Source organism: Dyella flagellata (genome assembly GCF_030160275.1).
GTDB classification, from domain to species: domain Bacteria; phylum Pseudomonadota; class Gammaproteobacteria; order Xanthomonadales; family Rhodanobacteraceae; genus Dyella_B; species Dyella_B flagellata.
Genome location: NZ_BSOA01000026.1, coordinates 17,012 through 37,078 on the forward strand (window position 1 = coordinate 17,012; position 20,067 = coordinate 37,078).

Genomic DNA, 20,067 nt, shown 5'->3' on the forward strand with positions numbered 1-20,067 from the left:
CTTCATCGACCCCCATGACTCTCGTCCGCGAAACCTCCCCGATCCGTCTGCGCGATTACCGTCCCCCGGCATGGTCGGTGGAGGCCATCGAACTGGAGATCGATCTGGGCATCGATAGCACTGAAGTTTCGTCGCGGCTCACCCTGCGCAGCGATGCGTCGCAGCCGACGCCGCTGCGGCTGGATGGCGAAGGCCTGGAGCTGCTGGCAATTGCCCTGGATGGCCGCAAGCTCGAAGCGCAGGACTACCATTACGGACAATCCGTGCTTGAAATCCATGGTGCCCGCGACGGCAGCGTGCTGGAAACGCGCGTGCGCGTGCAACCAGCCGCCAATACAACCCTTGAAGGCTTGTACCTGTCCGGTTCGCGCGAGCATGGGTTTCTGTTGACGCAGTGTGAAGCCGAAGGCTTTCGCCATATCAGCTTCTTCCCGGACCGGCCGGATGTGCTGGCCCGCTACACGGTGACTTTGCGCGCCGATCGCGAACGCTTCCCGGTCCTGCTGGCCGGAGGCAATCCCGCCGGCAGCGGCGACCTGCCCGATGGCCGCCATTGGGCGCGCTTCGTCGATCCGCATCCCAAGCCCAGTTACCTGTTCGCACTGGTCGCAGGACGCCTTCAGAACATTCAACGCAACTACCTCACGGCCGATGGCCGCCAGGTGCAGCTGGTGATCTGGTCCGAAGCCAACGTGATCGACAGCTGCCACTACGCGCTCGACGCGTTGGAACGCTCGATGCGCTGGGACGAGCGCAGCTATGGCCGCAGCTTCGACCTGGATGTGTTCCATGTCGTGGCCACGCACGATTTCAACATGGGCGCGATGGAGAACAAGGGGCTCAACATCTTCAACGCGAAATACCTGCTGGCCGATCCGGATACCAGCACGGACGACGAATACCGCGCAGTGGAAGCGGTGGTGGCGCATGAGTATTTCCACAACTGGACCGGCAACCGCGTCACCTGCCGCGACTGGTTCCAGCTTTCGCTCAAGGAAGGGCTTACGGTATTCCGCGAGCAGCAATTCTCCGCGGACATGAACTCGGCGCCGTTGAAGCGCATCGAAGACGTCGCACTGCTGCGGCGCACGCAATTTCCGGAGGATGCCGGCCCGCTGGCGCATCCCGTGCGTCCGGCGGAATACCGCGAGATCAACAACTTCTATACCGCCACCGTCTACGAAAAGGGCTCGGAGCTGGTGCGCATGGTGGCCGGCCGGCTCGGGCAAGAAGGCTTTCGGCGTGGCATGGACCTGTATTTCCAGCGGCACGACGGACACGCGGCGACCATCGAGGATTTTCTGGCCGCGCTAGGTGACGCCAACCACATCGATCTCACGGCGTATCTCGCCTGGTACTCGCAAGCCGGCACGCCCCACCTGCACGCAAAGGGTGAATACGACGCCACGCGGCAGGAGTACACGCTGACCCTTTCGCAGCTCACGCGCCCCACGCCGGGAGATGCGGAGAAAAAGCCGCTACCGATCCCGGTGAAGCTGTCGTTGTTCAACCGCGCCGGCCAGATGCTGCCACTGCAACTGAATGGCGAGGCGCAAGGCGACAGCGTCGAGAAAGTCATCGTGCTGGGCCGACCCACCCAGCGCTTCGTCTTCAAGCAAGTTCCCTCTGCGCCCGTACCTTCGCTGCTGCGCGGCTTTTCGGCGCCGGTGGTGCTTGAGTACGACTACAGCCCGGACGAACTGGCGTTGCTGCTTGCGCATGACGTGGATGGTTTCAACCGTTGGGAGGCCGGACAGCAACTGGCCATGCTGGCCTTTGATACCTTGCGAGACGGCGACGATTCCACCGCATGCAAGGCTTGGTGCAACGCATTGGCCGCCTTGTTCACCCACGACGCCATGGACGATGCCTTGCTCGCGGACCTGTTGACGCCGCCGGGTGAAATCGAGTTCGCGGATCGCCAAAGCGAGGTGGATCCGGCCAGGATTCACGCCCAGCGCGAGACGATGCAGCTGCGCCTGGCCGAACGGATCGGCATCGACGCCTTGCTGGCTCGCTATCGCGCACTTGCCGCCCACGTCGGCGAGCCGCAACTGGACGCCATGAGCCAAGCCGGACGGCGACTCAAGCGCCGCGTGCTCGAATTGCTGGCCCTGGTCGACGCCGAGCAGGCCTATGTACTGGCCGCAAGGCAGTACGACATGGCGTCGGGCATGACCGATCGTTTGGCCGCACTCAGCCTGCTGGTGCGCCGGTGCGCGCCGCAAGCGGCCTCCGCGCTCGCGCATTTCCGGGAACGCTACGCGGGCAACCCACTGGCGCTGGACAAATGGTTCAACGTGCAAGCACAGGTACCGGGCGAACCGGCGCTCGCCGTCGTCAAGAACCTGGAAAGCGATCCGGCCTTCACCCTGAAAAATCCCAACCGCGCCCGCTCCCTGCTGGGCGCCTTCGCCAGCACCAATCCCAGCGGATTTCATCGCGCCGATGGCGCGGCCTACCCGTTCGTGGCCGAACGCCTGGTGCAGCTGGATGCGCTCAACCCGCAGATCGCGGCGCGCCTGGCCACCGCGTTCAATGGCTGGCAGCGATTGGAACCGCAGCGCCGAAGCGCGGCGCGGCAAGCGCTTGAGGCCCTGGTACAGCGCGAAGGCTTGTCGCCCAATTTGAGCGAGATCGTGGGCAACGTTTTGCAGCACTGAGTGTCTGGCAAAGCGTAGGCTGGGATGACAATCCCAGCCTACGAAACGACAACGGCGACCATATGGTCGCCGTTGCGGGGCGGTGCTTGAAAGGCGCTCTCAGGCGGGAAGAAGATCCAGCTCGCTTTGCAGGTGACTCATGCGCGATTCAATGCGCGGGCGAAGCTGCTCTTGCTGTACCGGGTCGCGCTCGACGAGGTGATCCATCGCCATTTCCAGGCGACCAAGCTCCACCATCAGATCATGCCGCAAGTACACCGGTGCGTATTCGTTGCTGTTGTCCATGGCTCATCTCCCACTTTGCTTTGCATGATCCATACAGCAACAGACGTGCCAGCCTGTGATGAACATCACATATGAACTTTGCTTGTTATCACCCTGTGACCTTTTCTGTCAGCTGTTGCCACAAGTCGACAGAAATTTCCGTTTCAGTCACTTCGTATTCACATGCTGAGGGCGATGATCGCTCTCACGCCACGGGGGGTGCGGTCTTTTACCGTCTTGCCCGATTGGGCCACCAGTTTCTGGCGCCCGGCACTACGGTCATCCTGGATTCCCCCTGTTCCTGAGACCGCCGGGCGCCAGATCTCTCTTCAAGAGATCAAAAAAATAGACGGCGCCCCGAAAGGGCGCCGTCTCTGCTTCCTGTCCCGGTACGCGAAAGGACCCCTGCCGTCCTGTCTCAGCGCGCGATTTGCGCAGCGTCTGCCCGCGAAAGTGCGGAAGGGTTAATGCAGAAAGCATGCCAGCTTCAGGTAGGCGATTTCTGACGAGGCGGTTCGCAGTACCATAAGCGTTTGTCTACCCTGACGTTTAGCTAGATTCCCATGCTTCACCCCAGCTCCTATGACGTGATCGTGATCGGCGGCGGCCATGCCGGCACCGAGGCGGCGCTCGCTTCGGCGCGGTGCGGTGCGCGCACGCTGCTGCTGAGCCACAACATCGAGACGATCGGCCAGATGAGCTGCAACCCGGCCATCGGCGGCATTGGCAAGGGCCATCTGGTGAAAGAGATCGATGCGCTGGGCGGGGCCATGGCACAGGCAGCCGATCGCGCCGGCATCCAGTGGCGCACCTTGAACGCCTCCAAGGGCCCGGCCGTGCGCGCCACCCGCTGCCAGGCCGACCGCGCGCTGTACAAGGCAGCCATCCGCCGCACTGTGGAAACCCAAGCTAACCTGGACCTGTTCCAGCAGGCGGTGGACGATCTGCTGATCGAGCAGGGGCGCGTGGTGGGCGTGGTGACGCAAATGGGCGTTTCCTTCCGCGCCAGGTCGGTAGTGCTCACAGCGGGCACCTTCCTGGCCGGCAAGATCCACATCGGCCCGGCCCAATACGCGGGCGGTCGCGCAGGCGATCCCCCTGCAAGCACGCTCGCGCAGCGCCTACGCGAGCTGCCGGTAGCGGCGGATCGGCTGAAGACCGGTACACCGCCGCGCATCGACCTGCGCAGCATCGACTTCAGCGGTCTGGAACAGCAGCCGGGCGACAATCCCGCGCCGGTGTTTTCCTATCTGGGCTCGCGCGACGACCATCCGCGCCAGGTGAGCTGCTGGATCACTCACACCAGCGCACGCACGCACGAGATCATCCGCGCTGCGCTCGATCGTTCGCCGCTGTACACCGGCCAGATCGAGGGCGTGGGTCCGCGCTATTGCCCGTCCATCGAAGACAAGGTGGTGCGCTTTGCCGACAAGGGCTCGCACCAGATCTTCATCGAGCCCGAAGGCCTGGACAGCTTCGAGATCTACCCCAACGGCATCTCCACATCGCTGCCGTTCGACGTGCAGCTCGAACTGGTGCATTCGATCAAGGGTTTCGAGCAGGCGCACATCACGCGCCCCGGCTACGCCATCGAATACGACTATTTCGATCCGCGCGGGCTGCATCCGTGGCTGGAAACCAAGACCCTTCCGGGTCTGTACTTCGCCGGCCAGATCAACGGCACCACCGGCTACGAGGAAGCGGCAGCGCAAGGCCTGATCGCCGGCCTCAACGCCGCGCTGGCGGTGCAAGGCAAGGCGCCCTGGTATCCGCGCCGCGATGAAGCCTACATCGGCGTGCTGATCGACGACCTCACCAGCAACGGTACCATCGAGCCCTACCGCATGTTCACTTCGCGCGCGGAATACCGCCTGCATCTGCGCGAGGACAACGCGGATCTGCGCCTCACCGAAACCGGCCATGCGCTGGGCGTGGTGCCGCAGCTACGCTTCGATGCCCTGCGCGCCAAGCGCGAAGCGGTGGAACGGGAGACGCAGCGGCTGGCCGGATTGTGGGCCGCACCGAACAACGCTTTGGGAGCGGCGATCGCGCGCCAGCTCGGCGTGACGGTAAGCCGCGAAACCCATGCACTGGATCTGCTGCGCAGGCCCGAACTCGATTACGCCAAGCTGGCCGGCGTGCCTGAGCTCGGCCCCATGGTCGATCGCGAAGATGTGGCCGCGCAGGTCGAGGTGCAGGCCAAGTACGCCGGCTACCTCGAACGCCAGCGCGAGGAAATCGAACGCCAGCGCCGCCACGAGAACACGGTCATTCCCACCAGCTTCGATTATGACAAGGTGCGAGGCCTTTCCGCCGAAGTGCTGCTGAAGCTCAAGCGCAGCCTGCCGGCCACCATCGGCCAGGCAGCGCGTATCAGTGGCGTCACGCCAGCGGCGATTTCGTTGTTGCTGGTGCACCTCAAGCGCCGCGACGCGGCCTGAACCAACGTTACTGATTAACTCACGATCCCTTGCAGGCGCATGGCATCATGCGCTTCACGTTTACCGAGGTACACCCCATGGAAGTGTGGATCGGCCGTAACGGCGAACGCCACGGCCCGTATCAGGAAGAGCAAGTGAAGGAATGGCTGCGCAGCGGCCAGCTCAGTCCCGACGACCTGGGCTGGTACGACAGCCTGGCCGATTGGCGGCCGCTGTCGATGCTGTTCCCCGACGATCGGCCTGCGCCCGCGCCCAGTCCGTATGGGCCGCCGCCGCTGCAGCAAGCGCAGACGAGCAACACTGCTTATTTCGACTACGCAAGCTTCTGGCAACGGTTTGGCGCTTGGGTGATCGACCTGCTCATCCTGATGATTCCCACCATGATCGCGGCGTACACGCTCGGCGCCGTGGAAGCGTACAAGCATCTACTCGACCAGATGCAAGGCGGCGCCGATATGGCGGTCGCGCTGCGCGATTACGCCAAGGCAACAGAAGGCGCCAGCGTGGCGTCGCTGGCCATTACCTATCTGTATTACGTTTTCTTCGAGGCTTCGACGTGGCAGGCCACGCCGGGCAAGCTGGCGTTGCGCTTGCGCGTGACCGACGTTCACGGACAACGCATAGCGCTTGGGCGGTCGGCTGCGCGCAATGTCGTGCGGCTGTTGAGCGCGGTGTTCCTGCTGATCCCGATCATCTGCTATCTCGCCATCAGCTGGACGCAGCATAAGCAGGGCTTGCATGACCTATGGGCCGGCACTTATGTGCTCAAAGGCAGCGCGCAGGAACAGCCGCCACAACGCTCGCCCTCGAACCACGACCGTGGCCACTTCAACGCCTGAGTCGTAGCTACACGTCACGGTGCAGCCTGCTGGGCTTGCACCGTTTTTTTCGTCATGCTCGCAGACCTTCCGACGCATGACGCTTTTGCAAAGCCCGTTGGTCGCACCACCCCAATCAGGAAGTCTGTCTAGCCCATGCTTAGCATCGAACAACGCATCGCCCAGGACATCGCCGCCAAGTCGGAACAGGTACGTGCAGCCGTGGACCTGCTCGATGGCGGCGCCACCGTGCCGTTCATCGCACGCTACCGCAAGGAAGTCACCGGCGGCCTCGACGATACGCAATTGCGTACGCTCGAAGAACGCCTGCGCTATCTGCGCGAACTGGAAGAACGCCGCAGCGCGATCCTCGCCAGCGTCGAGGAACAGGGCAAACTCAGCGATGCGCTGAAACAGGACATCCTCGAAGCCGACACCAAGGCACGCCTGGAAGATCTTTACCTGCCGTACAAGCCCAAGCGCCGCACCAAAGCGCAGATCGCGCGCGAAGCTGGCTTGGAGCCGCTTGCCGTCGGCTTGCGCGAAGACCCCACGCAGGCGCCGGAAACGTTCGCTGCGCAGTTCGTCGACGCTGAAAAAGGCGTACCCGATGTACGCGCCGCCCTCGATGGCGCGCGCGCGATCCTGATGGAGAGCATCGCCGAGGACGCGCAGCTGCTGGGCGAACTGCGCGATTGGCTATGGGAGAAAGGCCAGATCCGCGCCAAGTTGGTCGAAGGCAAGGAACACGAAGGCGCGAAATTCCGCGACTACTTCGATCACATGGAGCCGATCGGCAAGATTCCATCGCATCGACTGCTCGCCCTGATGCGCGCGCGCAACGAAGGCGTGATTGAACTGGAACTGCTGCCCACGGTGGAAGCCGAGCAAGGCAACCACGAAGCCGAAGGGCGCGTAGCGTCGCACGCCGGCATCATCGAGCGTGGCCGTGCGGCGGATGCCTGGCTGCGCGAAACCGTGCGCATGACCTGGCGCGTGAAGCTGCATCTGCATCTGACACTGGACCTGTTCGGCCGCGTGCGCGAAGGCGCGGAAGACGAAGCGATCCGCGTGTTCGGCGACAACCTCAAGGACCTGCTGCTGGCTGCGCCGGCCGGCGCCAAGACCGTCATGGGCCTGGACCCGGGCATACGCACCGGCGTGAAGGTGGCGGTGGTCGATGCCACCGGCAAACTGTTGGCGACGGACACCGTCTATCCGCATGAGCCGCGCAATCAGTGGGATCAGTCGATCGCGCGGCTGGCCGTGCTCAGCAAGCAACATGGTGTCAACCTGATCGCCATCGGCAACGGTACCGCGTCGCGCGAAACGGACAAGCTGGCCAGCGAGCTGATGAAGAAGCACGCCGACCTGAAACTGGCCAAGATCGTGGTGAGCGAAGCCGGCGCCTCGGTGTACTCCGCATCGGAAACAGCCGCCAAGGAATTTCCGGATCTCGACGTGAGCCTGCGCGGCGCAGTATCGATTGCGCGTCGTCTGCAGGATCCGTTGGCCGAACTGGTGAAAATCGAGCCCAAGGCGATCGGTGTCGGCCAGTATCAGCACGATGTGAATCAGGTGAAGCTGGCGCGCACGCTGGACGCCAAAGTGGAAGACTGCGTAAACGCGGTCGGTGTCGACGTAAACACGGCGTCGGCAGCTTTGCTCTCGCGCGTGGCGGGTCTTACGCCCAGCGTCGCCGAGAACGTGGTGAAGCATCGCGACGCCAACGGTCCTTTCTGCAACCGCAAGGCCTTGCTGAAAGTGCCGCGCCTGGGCGACAAGGCCTTCGAGCAATGCGCCGGCTTCTTGCGCGTGCCCAGCGGCGACAATCCGCTGGATGCCAGCGCGGTGCATCCGGAAGCTTATCCGGTGGTCGAACGCATCATGGCCCAATGCGGCCGTGAAGTGAAAAGCATAATCGGCGACATCACCTTCCTGCGCGGACTCAAGGCCGAGCAATTCACCGACGAGCGCTTCGGCGTGCCCACCGTGCGCGACATCCTCAAGGAGCTGGAAAAGCCCGGCCGCGATCCGCGTCCGGAATTCGTCGCACCCAGCTTCGCCGAAGGCGTGGAAGACCTGAAGGACCTCAAGCCCGGCATGATCCTCGAAGGCCGCGTCACCAACGTGGCCGCCTTCGGCGCCTTCGTCGACATCGGCGTGCACCAGGATGGCCTGGTGCATGTCTCCGCGCTGTCGCACAGCTTCGTGAAGGATCCGCGCGATGCCGTGAAAGCCGGTGACATCGTCAAAGTGAAGGTGATGGAGGTGGATATCGCACGCCAGCGCATCGCCCTTTCCATGCGCCTGGATGACGAACCCGGGCAGCAGGCGCGTGGCGGCAAGCCCGCCAGCGGCGGCGAGGCACGTGGCGGCCGCGATGCTCGCGGCCCCCGACCGGGCGCCCCGTCGCAGAAGCCTTCCCCGCCACCGGCCAACAGCGCGTTTGCAGACGCTTTTTCCAAGGCGCTCAAGCGTTAGGCCACGATGGGTTGCGTAGGCTGGGATGCTAATCCCAGCTTCCCACGTAGCATCCCGATGCTGGGATTGTCATCCCAGCCTACGCCCCGGGGATGGAGCTTGCTTGCAGCGCAGCATGCGCTGCCGTATGGCATGCATTAACGTAACGCCCCGATAACAAACAGACGCAGGAGCACACCCACATGTTCCACCCTCGCAAGCTCGCCGGCGCCGTGGCGCTGGCCCTCGGCATGGTCGGCACCGTACACGCTACGGGCAATCCGCAGTCAACCTTCAATAGCGTGGTGGCTTTTGGCGACAGCCTCAGTGATGCAGGCAATATTTCGCTGGCGACCAACCCCAGCATCCAGCCGCCGCTCAAGTTCACCACCAACCCGGGTGCGGTGACCGTACAGAACGTTGCGGCCGGACTGGGTTATTCGTTGACGCCCTCGCTGGCCGGTGGCACGGACTACGCTTGGGGCGGCGCCGGTATCAACAACAATTCGCCGGGCACGCCGGCCGCCGTGCCGACCATCACCAGCCAGGTGACCAGCTATCTGGCCGGCAACAGCGTGAACAGCCATGCCCTGTATACGATGTGGGGCGGCGCCAACGATATCTTCAACGCCGCGACCTCGGTGGTGGCTGGCGCTACCGCACAACAGATCATCGCCCAAACGCTGGCCGCGCAAGCTTCACAGGCCGTCGCCGCTGGCTTGATTCCGAACAACCCGGTCGCCATTGCCGCGTTCGAAGCACAGATCACCCCAGCCGTGACCGCCCAGGTGAACGCCCAGGTCTCCGCTGCGGCTGGTGTGTCTACGCTGCAGACCGCAAGCCAGGCCCAAGCGACCATCGCCGCCGCCGGACAGCAGGAAGTGAAGCTGCTTGGCGCGCTGCAGGCAGCCGGCGCCAAGAACATCCTCGTGTTCAATCTGCCGAACATCGGCCTGACGCCCGAAGCGCTTGCGCAAGGCAGTTCCGCGGCGACCTCGCTGACCGGCTTGAGCGTGATCTTCAACAGCCAGCTCAATGCGGGTCTGAAGCAATTGGGCAAAGGCATCATTCCGGTCAATACCTTCGCCCTGGTCAATCAGGTGATCGCCAATCCGGGCGCCTACGGCTTTAGCAACGTCACCACGCCGGCATGCGGCGCCGGCTCCAGTTCCGTGAAGTGCGGCCCGCAGGGCTCGGGCCTGCCCTACACCTATGCGCCGGGCACGAATCAGAGCTACCTGTTCGCGGACGGTGTGCATCCCACCACGGCAGGGCACCTGATGCTCTCGCAGGTGGTGTTGGCCGAGCTGGCCGCGCCCCAACAGATCTCGCTACTGCAGGAGGCCCCGCTCGCCGCCGTGACCACGCAGACCGCCGTGGTGCGCGACCAGATGATGGCCGACACGTTCGGCAGCACCACGCGCGCGTTCGCCAACGTCAACTACGCCAACCAGCATTTCGACCAGCGCGCCGGCGCCCCCCGCACCAGCAGCAGCAATGTGGACCTCACCCTCGGTGCGGACATCCATGCGACTGACAGCATCTCGGCGGGTGTCGCGCTGGGCGTCGGCCAACACAACGCCGATGTCACTGGTGGCGGCGGTTACAAATTGCAGGCGCTGACCGGCCTGGGCTACGTGACCTGGCACACCGGCGGCGCCTATGCCGGCGTGTATGGCGACTTCGGCCAGGCCAGCTACACCAATGTCAACCGCACGTTCATGGTCGGCAACTACCACACGAATGAAAGCGGCAAGGTGGATGGCTCGTATGTCGGCCTGGGGCTGCACGGCGGCTACTGGTTCGACTTCAACGCCTTGAAGACCGGCCCGTTCGCGAACTTCGAATACCAGAACATCAAGATCGACGGCTACAACGAAAACGGCAACGATGCGACGGCGATGTGGTTCGGCCGCCAGCAACGTAACGCGGTGATCAGCACGCTGGGCTGGCGCCTGCAGGGCACGCTGCATTCCCAGGGCATGGACGTGACGCCGTTTGCCGAGCTGGGCTGGAACCACGACAGCCGCGCCAAGACCGACATGGTCACCGCCGGCCTCAACAGCATGAACGGCAGTTTCGAAATGCCCGGCTTCACGCCGGACAAGAACTGGGGCTCGGTCACTGCGGGCTTGAGCGCGCAGATCACGTCGAACCTGACCGGCTGGATCGCCTACAACGGCCACTTCTCGGACAAGAGCCAGAGCATCAATGGCTTCAACCTCGGAGTGAAGCTCGGCTTCTAAGCTGCGCGTCGCCAGGCACAAAAAAAGCCGTCCGGAATCGGACGGCTTTTTTTTGTACCGGCTTTGAGCGGGGGCTTACTTGCCCTTGCCACCCGTCGCCATATTGAGAATCTCCTTGCCCTGCTGCTGCAAGGCCTGGGCATCGCTGTCGCCCAGCGGCGAGCTGTTGCCACCGGCTTCGTGCGTCTTCAGCACCAGCGAACCGTCGTCGCCCCAGCCGGCGGTATCCACCGAGGTGGCCTTGCCGTTCTGGTTCGGCTTGTGCTGCTGCTGCACCACCCACGGCTTACCATCCTTGTAGGCATAGTCGGTGCTGGTGAAGCCCTTGTCACCGTAGTCGACCAGCTCGCGAATGAACTTCACTTCGCCGCCGTCGCGGAACACCTGCCAGGCGCGCGAGGCATTGGGCTCGAGCTTGGTGCCGGCCGTGCGCTTCATGCCGCCGATCTGCTTCTGCACGCCCTGGAACGCGACGAGCAGCTTTTCGCCCGGGGTCTGTTCCGGAGCAAGCTCGATGTTGACGCTGGTGGTCGGGTTGCCCTTGGTCAGCACCGGCACCTGCAAGGGCATGTTGTAGTGGCGATCACCGTCGGTCAGCTGCGCCTGCACGATGTAGAGATCGTTGCCAGCCACATTGGCGGGATTGAAATCCAGCTCGAACTGCTGCGGGAAGGTGGTGGCCGGGGCGATTTGCTTGGTCGCCAGCGGAGGCGAGCCTTGCGCAGTTACATCGACAATGCTGATTTCGAGCTTGTCTTGCGCCGAAGGCGTGTTGCCGCCCCGGAGCGTGACGGTGCCGGTGACGCTGTGCGCGGCGGGGGCCGGCGCATTCGCTTCCGTACCGTCCGTGCCGGTCGACGACGACGGATTTGAAGAATTATTGCAGCCGGCTAGGGCAACCGCTGCCACTGTCATCAGCGACCAAACAACGCTGCGCATGGATGGAACCTCGGGTTGGATCGATTCGAACGCAATGCCTGCCGAACGCATCGCGTCGCAGACAGCGCGGGGGAGCCTCGGAGCATAGCCCAAACAGCACTGGCGGAAAAGTCAACCGACCAGACAGGCCATTCGCGCGCGTATGCTCAGATCAGGCCGTCTGGGGCCGGCTTGGCCCGAAAGGGGCGATTCCAAGCGATGGTCGCACGTTCTTACTCCTTTTTCGGCGTCCCGACGTGTCAACGCCGAAGCGCCTTACACGTTTGTGCGCCCTAGGATGACTACTGACAGCGTTGCCATCCGCAAGATACTGCGTCACCCAGACCAAAATCTCGCAGCGGACGACATACTCGCGACAGCCGTTTGGTCTATAAAAACAGGAGGACCGGTAAGCATTTACCGGCCAAACGTTCGAACTTTGTGGAACTCCCGTGATGAACCTGCCAGCCCATAGCCCTGTAGCCGAGCCGCCAAGCACCTTCGCCGATCGCATAAAATTGCTGATCCAGCGGGTCGGCAGCGTGACGGAAATCGCTCGCATGTGCGGGTTCTCGGAGGGAGTAGTGCGCAGTTGGCGCGACGGGAATACCGACCCCTCACGCGCCCGTTGCGTCACGCTGGCACGTACCTTGGGCATCTCCCTGGTGTGGCTGGTAGCCGGCGACGGATCCATGCTCGATCCCAGCGCGGTGGTTCCTGACGACATGAACGCCACCACCAGCTCCGAGTCCATCGTCTCGCGCCATCGCGCCAAGCTGCGCGCTACGGCGGAGACGCTCGCGGCCCACGGCATGGATGTGCAGCGCTTGAACACTGCGCTGCGCATTCTGCAGTCGGAGCTGGACTTGGCCGATAGTCATCTGACCTTGGCCGAAAATTCCGACATGCTCGCCGAGCTTTACAACATCCTCGGTCCGGGCGGCAATGACGTCGACGCGACGGCCATGGTGGCCTTCAATCATCGCCTGGCGGAGCGGCTGAAGAACCGCGGGCCGAGTCGGCTGGCCTCCTAAGCAGGTCCCGCTTATTCGGACCGTACGGCTTTTTCAAATGGATAAAAAAAAAGCGGCAGCGCGCAGCTGCCGCTTTTTTATGGGCTGGCGCGCCGTTACAGACGCGCGATATCGGCGATGGCGGTGAACTGCGCCTTCAGTCGTCCGAGCAAAGCAAGGCGGTTAGCACGCACCACCGGGTTTTCTGCGTTCACCAGCACATGATCGAAAAAAGCATCGACCGGTGCCTGCAACTGGGCCAGACGCGCCAGCACCGCTGTGTAATCTCCGCGTCCGAGCGCGGCGGCCGTATCGGCTTGCGCGGCTTCCAGTGCCTGCGCGAGGGCACGTTCGGCGTCTTCCTCGAAATGCGCAGGATCGACGTGTTCGCGGATGCTTTGCGCGCCGTGTTCTTCCTGCTGCTTGCGCAGGATATTGGCGACGCGCTTGTTGGCACCGGCCAGGCTCGCCGCTTCCGGCTGCCGTCCGAATTCAACCACGGCACGCAGGCGGCGATCGAAATCGGCCAGGCTTACCGGCGTCACCGCCAACACGGCTTCGTACTGCTCGGTGGTGTAGCCTTTTTCCGCGTAATAGCCACGCAGGCGTTCGAGCACGAATTCGTTGAGCTCGGACATCAGCGCGGCACGGCGCGAACCGGCATCGAGCACGGGCGCCTTGCCGTCCTTGCCAGGCTTAAGGCCAGCGGCCAGCGCCGTCTCCGGCAGCAATTCCAGTGCTTCGACAAACAGCGCCTTGTGATCGAATTCAAGGCCGCCTTCGATCACGGTGCGCGCAAAACCCAGTGCGGCGCGGCGCAAGGCGAAGGGATCCTTGTTGCCACTCGGCTTCAGGCCTACCGCAAAAATACCGGCCAGCGTGTCGACGCGCTCGGCGATCGCGAGCACCTGGCCCACTTTACCGGCGGATATCGTGTCGCCCGCGAAGCGCGGCTGGTAAACGCTATCGAGCGCATCAGCCACTTCGGGTGATTCCCGGTCGTGCCGCGCGTAGTAGCGACCCATCACACCCTGCAGTTCGGGGAACTCCCCGACCATGCGCGTAAGCAGATCGCACTTGGCCAAGCTCGCCGCACGTGTCGCTGCGCCCGCATCGACACCCACTCGATTGGCGAGAATGCGCGCGATCTCGGCCACGCGTACGCTCTTGTCCCACAAGCTGCCTAGCGCCTGCTGGTAGGTCACGTTTTTGAGCGCCTCCTGATAGCTGGCCAGCGGCGTCTTCAGATCTTCGTCCCAGAAGAACTTCGCATCGGCGAAGCGCGGACGGATCACGCGTTCGTAGCCTTTGCGGATCTCGCCCGGATGCTTGCTATCGACGTTGGCGATGCCGATGAAGTGTTCGCTGAGCTGGCCGTGGGCGTCGAACACCGGCACGAACTTCTGGTTGGCCTCCATGGTGGTGACCAGCGCTTCGGGCGGCACACCCAGGAACTCCCGATCGAAAGTGCAAGCGATTGCTACCGGCCATTCGGTAAGGTTGGCGATTTCATTCAGCAGGTTGGCATCTAGCTGCGGCATGCCACCAGTTTCCGTGGCCACTCGTGCCACTTCATCCTCAATCCGGTTGCGACGTTCTGCCGAATCAACCAGCACTTTAGCCATGCGCAGCGCATCCACGTAGCTGTCTGCATCGGCAAGATGCACAGGCTGCGGATGCATGAACCTGTGGCCACGTGATTGGCGGCCGCTGCGTATACCCAGCACCTTGCCCTCAATAACATCTGCACCATGCAACATGACCAGCCAGTGCGCCGGACGCACAAAACTGTAGTCGTGATCGGACCAGCGCATGGGCTTGGGAATGGGCAAATTTTCCAAGGCCTCAGCGACTATTTCCGCCAAGAAATCCCTCAGGAACCGTACCGGCGAAAAGTCGCGATGGACAAACCACTGCCCCTTATCGGTCACTAACTTGTCCAACTGCTCGACCGTAACCCCGCACGACTGCGCGAAACCCTGCACTGCCTGCGGCGGCGCGTTGACAGCTGGGCCACGCCGTTCAATTTGTTGCTGAGCCACGGACATGGCGACGTCGGGTATATAGACGGCCAAGCGTCTAGGTGAATTGTATTCCCGCGCGCCCGAGCCGAATTGGATACCGCGTTTGGTCAAGCCAAGCGACACATTTTCAGCAAATGCCCTGGCAAGCTCCGGTAACGACTTCGGCGGCAGTTCTTCCGTGCCCAGCTCGATGAGCAATGACTTTTCGGCGCTCATGCGGCCTGCTCCTTTTTCGCTTGCTTCAATCCGGGGAAGCCAAGCTTCTCGCGCTGCGCCACGTAGGCTTCGGCCACGCTGCGTGACAAGGTGCGCACGCGCAGGATGTAGCGCTGGCGCTCGGTGACACTGATCGCTCGACGCGCGTCGAGCAAGTTGAAGGTATGGCTTGCCTTCATGACTTGCTCATAAGCCGGTAACGGCAAGCCCGCGGCAATCAGCTTGTTGGCTTCGCCCTCGCACACGTCGAACCAGCGCAGCAGCTCCGCTACGTTGGCATGCTCGAAGTTGTAGGCGCTCTGCTCCACTTCGTTCTGGTGGAACACGTCGCCATAGGTGACCCTGCCATGCGGTGCTTCCGTCCACACCAGGTCATAGATGCTGTCCACGTTCTGCAGGTACATCGCCAGGCGTTCCAGGCCATAGGTGATTTCGCCCGTGACGGGCCTGCATTCCAGGCCACCGGCCTGCTGGAAGTAGGTGAACTGGGTGACTTCCATGCCGTTGAGCCACACTTCCCAGCCGAGGCCCCAGGCACCGAGCGTGGGCGACTCCCAGTTGTCCTCCACGAAACGCAGGTCATGCACCTGCGGATCCAGGCCCAGCTCCTTGAGCGATCCGATATAGAGGTCGAGGATGTTCTCAGGGTTCGGCTTCATCACCACCTGGTATTGGTAGTAATGCTGCAGGCGATTGGGGTTTTCGCCGTAGCGACCGTCAGTGGGACGTCGACAAGGCTGTACATAGGCCGCGGCCCACGGCTCTGGCCCGAGCGAGCGCAGGAAGGTGGCGGGGTGGAAGGTACCGGCACCGACTTCGGTATCGAGGGGCTGCAGCAGCACGCAACCCTGGCGGCCCCAATAGCGATTGAGGGTCTGGATCACATCCTGGAAGGTAGGCGCGGACATCTCTTCCCTAACCTGAGTGTAAAGCGCGTTAGTATAGCCGCAGCGCAACTTTTCGCCGTTTTTCCGCGCACTACCTGGGGGAAATCCAGCCATGGCAGCCACGCAACAAATCGCCTCCATGCTGGGCCGTCGTGGCCGGCTGGCGCTGGACGACGTCCTGGCGGCGCTGGTTGTGGACGGCTACCTCGCGGCCGACGATGCCAAGCAGCTGCGCGTGGGGCATCACGCCGGGCGCAGCTCGGTAGAACTGAACCCGCTGGTGATCATCGCCAATGCCAAGCTCATCAATCGGCGGGAGCCGGGCCGTCCGCTCAGCCTGGAAGGCTTGACCGAATGGCTGGCCGGCCAGGCGGGCCTGCCGTACCTGAAAATCGATCCGATGAAGATCAACGTGGCGGCGGTTACGCAGGTGGTGAGCCACGCCTACGCGCAACGCCATCGCATTCTGCCGGTGGCGGTGTCTTCCGGCGAGGTGACGTTCGCCACGGCGGAGCCGTTCGACCATACCTGGTCGAAGGATCTGGCGCAGATGTTGCGCCGGGACGTGCATCGCGTGGTATGCAGCCCGATCGACATCAACCGCTATCTGCAGGAGTTCTACGGCGTCCAGCGTTCGATCCAGCTCGCCAAGGACGCCAAGAACCAGAGCGGTTACGACTCCTCGACCTTGCTCAATTTCGAGCAGTTGCTGGAGCTTGGCAAAGCCGGCGAGGTCGGCGCCGACGACCGGCACGTCGTGCATATCGTGGACTGGCTGCTGCAATACGCTTTTGAACAGCGCGCATCGGATATCCATCTGGAACCGCGCCGCGAAGCAGGCAACATGCGCTTCCGCATCGACGGGGTAATGCACAAGGTATTCGAGCTGCCGCCGCCGGTGATGACGGCGGTGACCTCACGCATCAAGATTCTTTCGCGCATGGACGTGGCGGAAAAGCGCCGTCCGCAGGACGGCCGCATCAAGACCCGCGCCACCTCGGGGCGCGAAGTGGAATTGCGTATTTCCAGCATGCCCACCGCGTTCGGCGAGAAAATGGTGATGCGTATCTTCGACCCGGACATCGTGGCGAAGGATTTCTCGCAGCTGGGCTTTTCGACTCCGGAAGACACCATGTGGCGCAACATGGTGGAACGCCCGCATGGCATCGTGCTGGTGACGGGGCCGACGGGCTCCGGCAAGACCACCACCCTGTATTCCACGTTGAAGCATCTGGCCACGCCGGATATCAACGTATGCACGGTGGAAGATCCGATCGAAATGGTCTCGCCCGAATTCAACCAGATGCAGGTCCAGCCCTCGATCGACCTGGATTTCGCGGCCGGCGTGCGCACGCTGTTGCGCCAGGATCCGGACATCATCATGGTCGGCGAAATTCGCGACCTGGAAACGGCGCAGATGGCGGTGCAGGCTTCATTGACCGGCCACCTGGTGCTATCCACACTGCATACCAACGATGCGCCCAGCGCCGTGACGCGACTGCTCGATCTGGGTGTGCCGCATTACCTGATCCAGTCGACGCTGACCGGCGTGGTCGCGCAGCGATTGGTACGCACCTTATGCCCGCATTGCAAGCTGGAAACGCAGCAGGATCCACACGAGTGGACGGTGCTTACCCATGGCTGGTCGATGCCGGTGCCCGAACGCGTGTTCAAGCCAGTGGGCTGCCTGGAATGCCGCCACACCGGCTTTCTTGGCCGCACCGGCATTTATGAAATGATGCCCTTGAGCGCGCGGCTGCGTGGCATGATCAGCGCGCAGCTGGACCTGATTCAATTCAGCCAGGCGGCCTTGGTCGAAGGTTTGCGCCCGTTGCGCATTTCCGCGGCAGACCAGGTCGCGCGCGGCCTGACCACCGTGCAGGAAGTGCTGAACGTGGTGCCGCCGGTCGAGCACGTTGAAGATTCGCCCTCTTGAAAATCCGCTTATTTCGATAGCTTGCATGAAGCCCGTTCTGATCATCCGCACCGGCCAGGCCCCCGACAACATCCGGGCACGGCATGGTGATTTTCCCCATTGGTTTCGCCTTGGCGCACAGCTCGCGCCGCATCGGCTGCAGATAGTGAACGTCGCGGCGGGGGAAACCTTGCCCGCGCCTGAGCAAGTATCCGGCGCCTTGATCACCGGCTCGGCGGCGATGGTGACCGACCGCGCGCCATGGAGTGAGCAAACGGCAGGTTGGATCCGTAGCGCGATGGATGTCGACCTGCCCTTGCTCGGCGTCTGCTACGGCCATCAGTTGATAGCGCATGCCCTGGGCGGACGCGTCGACTATCTGCCGGGAGGAAGGGAGATCGGCACGCTGCCGATCGATCTGCTGCCCGACGCAGCGCAGGACGAGCTGACGATGTTTCTACCCGCGCAGTTTCGCGCGCACACCACGCACGAACAGAGCGTGTTGGAAGTTCCCAAGGGTGCGAAGGTGCTGGCCCGATCGGCGCGTGATCCCCACCATTTGATTCGCTATGGCCGTAACGCCATCAGCGTGCAGTTCCATCCCGAGTTCAACGCCGACGTGATGCGCGCCTATATCGAGCGCAAGCATCACGCCATGCGCCGCGAGGGTTTCGATCCGCAACACACCTACCGGCAGGTAGCGGCAACGCCGTTGGCAAGGCGCCTACTGAAGGTGTTCTCCAGGCATCACGGGCTCAGCCACGTACCCCGCTAGCGGTTGCGTGGCGGCATCGGAAAAGGCGTGACCTTCTGGCCGTCCGCGGCATCGCGGATGGCGAGTGAGCCTTTGCGATCCACTTCCTCGATGCGCACGATCGCCTGCATCGGCAAGTGCAGCACACGCGTGTCCTTGAATTCCTCGCGCAGGCGTTCTTCGGTGGGATCCACCACAATTCCTTCGCCTGCCGGCTCGAAGACCAGGCCGCCCACTTCGGTAAAACCCCATAGGCCGCTCGAAGCAACGTGCCGGGCGTACAGCTCGTAGCACTTTCCCAGGTGCAGGAAGGTGACTTTGTAGAGTTTCTGGGTTCGCATACGACCTCTTATTTGCGCATGCGACGCATGATCGCATCACGGGACAGCAGGGCAAACAGCACGCCGAACAAAAAACCGGCCAAGTGCGTCCACCAGGCGTAGCCACCATAGCTGGGGCCGCCCACGTAGCTGAAAAGCAATTGCAGTAATGCCCAGATGCCGATCAGCAAGAACGCCGGCACACGGACAAATTCAAGGTAGAAGCCAAGCGGCAGCACCAGCCCCAGGCGAGCCCGGGGAAATAGCGAAACGTAGGCACCCAGCACGGCCGACACGGCGCCACTGCAGCCGATGATCGGCCGGACTTCCCCGGCAAGCGAAATGGCTCCGGCTAAATTAGCGACCACGCCACCGATCAGGAACAGGGCAAGAAAGCGGATCGATCCGAGGGTGCGCTCCGCCGGTATGCCGAAAATCATCAGGAACAACAGATTGCTTAGCAGGTGCAGCCAGGCGACATGGATGAACAAGGCTGTGACCAGGCGCAACAGTGCCGGGTCGCGCAACTGCTGCCAGATCGGCTGATGGGCGTCCAAGACATGCGCGGGAACCGTTCCCCATTCCAACAGAAAGGTGACGCGCCGCGGCGGAGACATCAGGGCCAGCGCCATGAAGGTCACCACGCAGATGACAATCAGCAAGGTTGCGGCCCAGTGCAGGCGTGGCTGACGTCGGGTTTCGACATTCACAAACACGATGCTCTCCTCGACGTGTGTGTTGCTGGGATTGTCATCCCAGCCTACGCCAGGCGAGCGGTACGTTGTGACTTGCGCAAAGCAAAACGCCTTCCCGGATGGGAAGGCGTTTTTAGGGATAAAGCCCCTGGCGGTGACCTACTCTTGCATGGAAGTCCACACTACCATCGGCGCAGCTGCGTTTCACTTCCGAGTTCGGGATGGGATCGGGTGGGGCCACAGCGCTATAGCCGCCAGGGAAGGGGTGGGAGCAGCGCATTGAGCGCCAGCTCCGCAAAGGGGTAAACGAGTGACAAGCGTCTGGTGAAGTATTCGAGATGTTTCGTTTGGGCATCCGCTCTTTTGAAGAGTCCGACCAAGGATGGTCGGGTCACTTCTAGAGGGACCTACAAAAGCGTCTTGGGGTTAT

Annotated in this window: 14 protein-coding genes and 1 rRNA gene; 8 read left to right on the forward strand and 7 right to left on the reverse strand. The window is 62.8% G+C overall.

Features of this window, described 5'->3' with window-relative positions:
• Window positions 1-14 precede the first annotated feature (14 nt).
• A complete protein-coding gene (gene pepN / locus QQJ96_RS12700; RefSeq protein WP_284332372.1) occupies window positions 15-2,663 on the forward strand; it encodes an aminopeptidase N in 2,649 nt (882 codons plus the stop codon).
• A 99-nt stretch (window positions 2,664-2,762) separates the two neighbouring features.
• On the opposite strand, the gene QQJ96_RS12705 is transcribed toward pepN, so the two are convergent.
• Window positions 2,763-2,948: a hypothetical protein gene (locus QQJ96_RS12705; RefSeq protein WP_284332373.1), complete on the reverse strand. Its 186-nt coding sequence runs from the start codon at window positions 2,946-2,948 to the stop codon at window positions 2,763-2,765.
• A 542-nt stretch (window positions 2,949-3,490) separates the two neighbouring features.
• Here QQJ96_RS12705 and mnmG point away from each other — a divergent pair.
• The 4 genes from mnmG to QQJ96_RS12725 all read left to right on the forward strand — a co-directional run bounded on the left by mnmG (window position 3,491) and on the right by QQJ96_RS12725 (window position 10,895).
• The gene (mnmG, locus tag QQJ96_RS12710; RefSeq protein ID WP_284332374.1) at window positions 3,491-5,368 is read left to right on the forward strand and encodes a tRNA uridine-5-carboxymethylaminomethyl(34) synthesis enzyme MnmG; all 1,878 of its coding nucleotides are present in this window, start codon (window positions 3,491-3,493) and stop codon (window positions 5,366-5,368) included.
• 47 nt (window positions 5,369-5,415) lie between these two features.
• Window positions 5,416-6,207 carry an RDD family protein gene (locus tag QQJ96_RS12715; RefSeq protein WP_284332375.1) on the forward strand — a complete coding sequence of 264 codons (792 nt, stop codon included), beginning with the start codon at window positions 5,416-5,418 and terminating at the stop codon, window positions 6,205-6,207.
• 135 nt (window positions 6,208-6,342) lie between these two features.
• Entirely contained in the window at window positions 6,343-8,670 is a 2,328-nt protein-coding gene (locus tag QQJ96_RS12720; protein WP_284332376.1) for a Tex family protein, read from the forward strand.
• A 182-nt stretch (window positions 8,671-8,852) separates the two neighbouring features.
• A complete protein-coding gene (locus tag QQJ96_RS12725; protein WP_284332377.1) occupies window positions 8,853-10,895 on the forward strand; it encodes an autotransporter outer membrane beta-barrel domain-containing protein in 2,043 nt (680 codons plus the stop codon).
• A 75-nt stretch (window positions 10,896-10,970) separates the two neighbouring features.
• Here QQJ96_RS12725 and QQJ96_RS12730 read toward each other — a convergent pair whose 3' ends face one another.
• Window positions 10,971-11,834, reverse strand: a complete 864-nt coding sequence (locus tag QQJ96_RS12730; RefSeq protein ID WP_284332378.1) for a YbaY family lipoprotein — start codon at window positions 11,832-11,834, stop codon at window positions 10,971-10,973.
• A gap of 434 nt (window positions 11,835-12,268) precedes the next feature.
• On the opposite strand from QQJ96_RS12730, the gene QQJ96_RS12735 reads away from it, so the two are divergent.
• A complete protein-coding gene (locus QQJ96_RS12735; RefSeq protein ID WP_284332379.1) occupies window positions 12,269-12,847 on the forward strand; it encodes a helix-turn-helix domain-containing protein in 579 nt (192 codons plus the stop codon).
• Window positions 12,848-12,942: 95 nt separating this feature from the next.
• Here the strand turns inward: QQJ96_RS12735 and glyS are convergent, their stop codons facing one another.
• Entirely contained in the window at window positions 12,943-15,066 is a 2,124-nt protein-coding gene (gene glyS / locus QQJ96_RS12740; RefSeq protein ID WP_284332380.1) for a glycine--tRNA ligase subunit beta, read from the reverse strand.
• Window positions 15,063-15,974, reverse strand: a complete 912-nt coding sequence (glyQ, locus tag QQJ96_RS12745; RefSeq protein WP_284332381.1) for a glycine--tRNA ligase subunit alpha — start codon at window positions 15,972-15,974, stop codon at window positions 15,063-15,065. Before glyQ ends, glyS begins: the two co-directional genes overlap by 4 nt.
• A gap of 91 nt (window positions 15,975-16,065) precedes the next feature.
• Between glyQ and tfpB the strand changes: the two genes are divergently transcribed.
• Together tfpB and QQJ96_RS12755 are read left to right on the forward strand one after the other, a co-directional pair.
• Entirely contained in the window at window positions 16,066-17,889 is a 1,824-nt protein-coding gene (gene tfpB / locus QQJ96_RS12750) for a type IV pilus assembly ATPase TfpB (protein ID WP_284332382.1), read from the forward strand.
• Window positions 17,890-17,914: 25 nt separating this feature from the next.
• A complete protein-coding gene (locus QQJ96_RS12755) occupies window positions 17,915-18,643 on the forward strand; it encodes a glutamine amidotransferase (RefSeq protein WP_284332383.1) in 729 nt (242 codons plus the stop codon).
• On the opposite strand, the gene QQJ96_RS12760 is transcribed toward QQJ96_RS12755, so the two are convergent.
• The 3 genes from QQJ96_RS12760 to rrf form a co-directional block, all read right to left on the reverse strand.
• A complete protein-coding gene (locus QQJ96_RS12760) occupies window positions 18,640-18,963 on the reverse strand; it encodes a DUF1820 family protein (RefSeq protein ID WP_284332384.1) in 324 nt (107 codons plus the stop codon). The two genes, QQJ96_RS12755 and QQJ96_RS12760, sit on opposite strands and share 4 nt — an antisense overlap.
• Window positions 18,964-18,971: 8 nt before the next feature.
• On the reverse strand, window positions 18,972-19,658 hold the full coding sequence (locus tag QQJ96_RS12765; RefSeq protein WP_284332385.1) for a rhomboid family intramembrane serine protease: 687 nt from the start codon (window positions 19,656-19,658) through the stop codon (window positions 18,972-18,974).
• Between the two features lie 125 nt (window positions 19,659-19,783).
• Window positions 19,784-19,896, reverse strand: a 5S ribosomal RNA gene (gene rrf, locus QQJ96_RS12770).
• Between the last annotated feature and the right edge of the window lie 171 nt (window positions 19,897-20,067).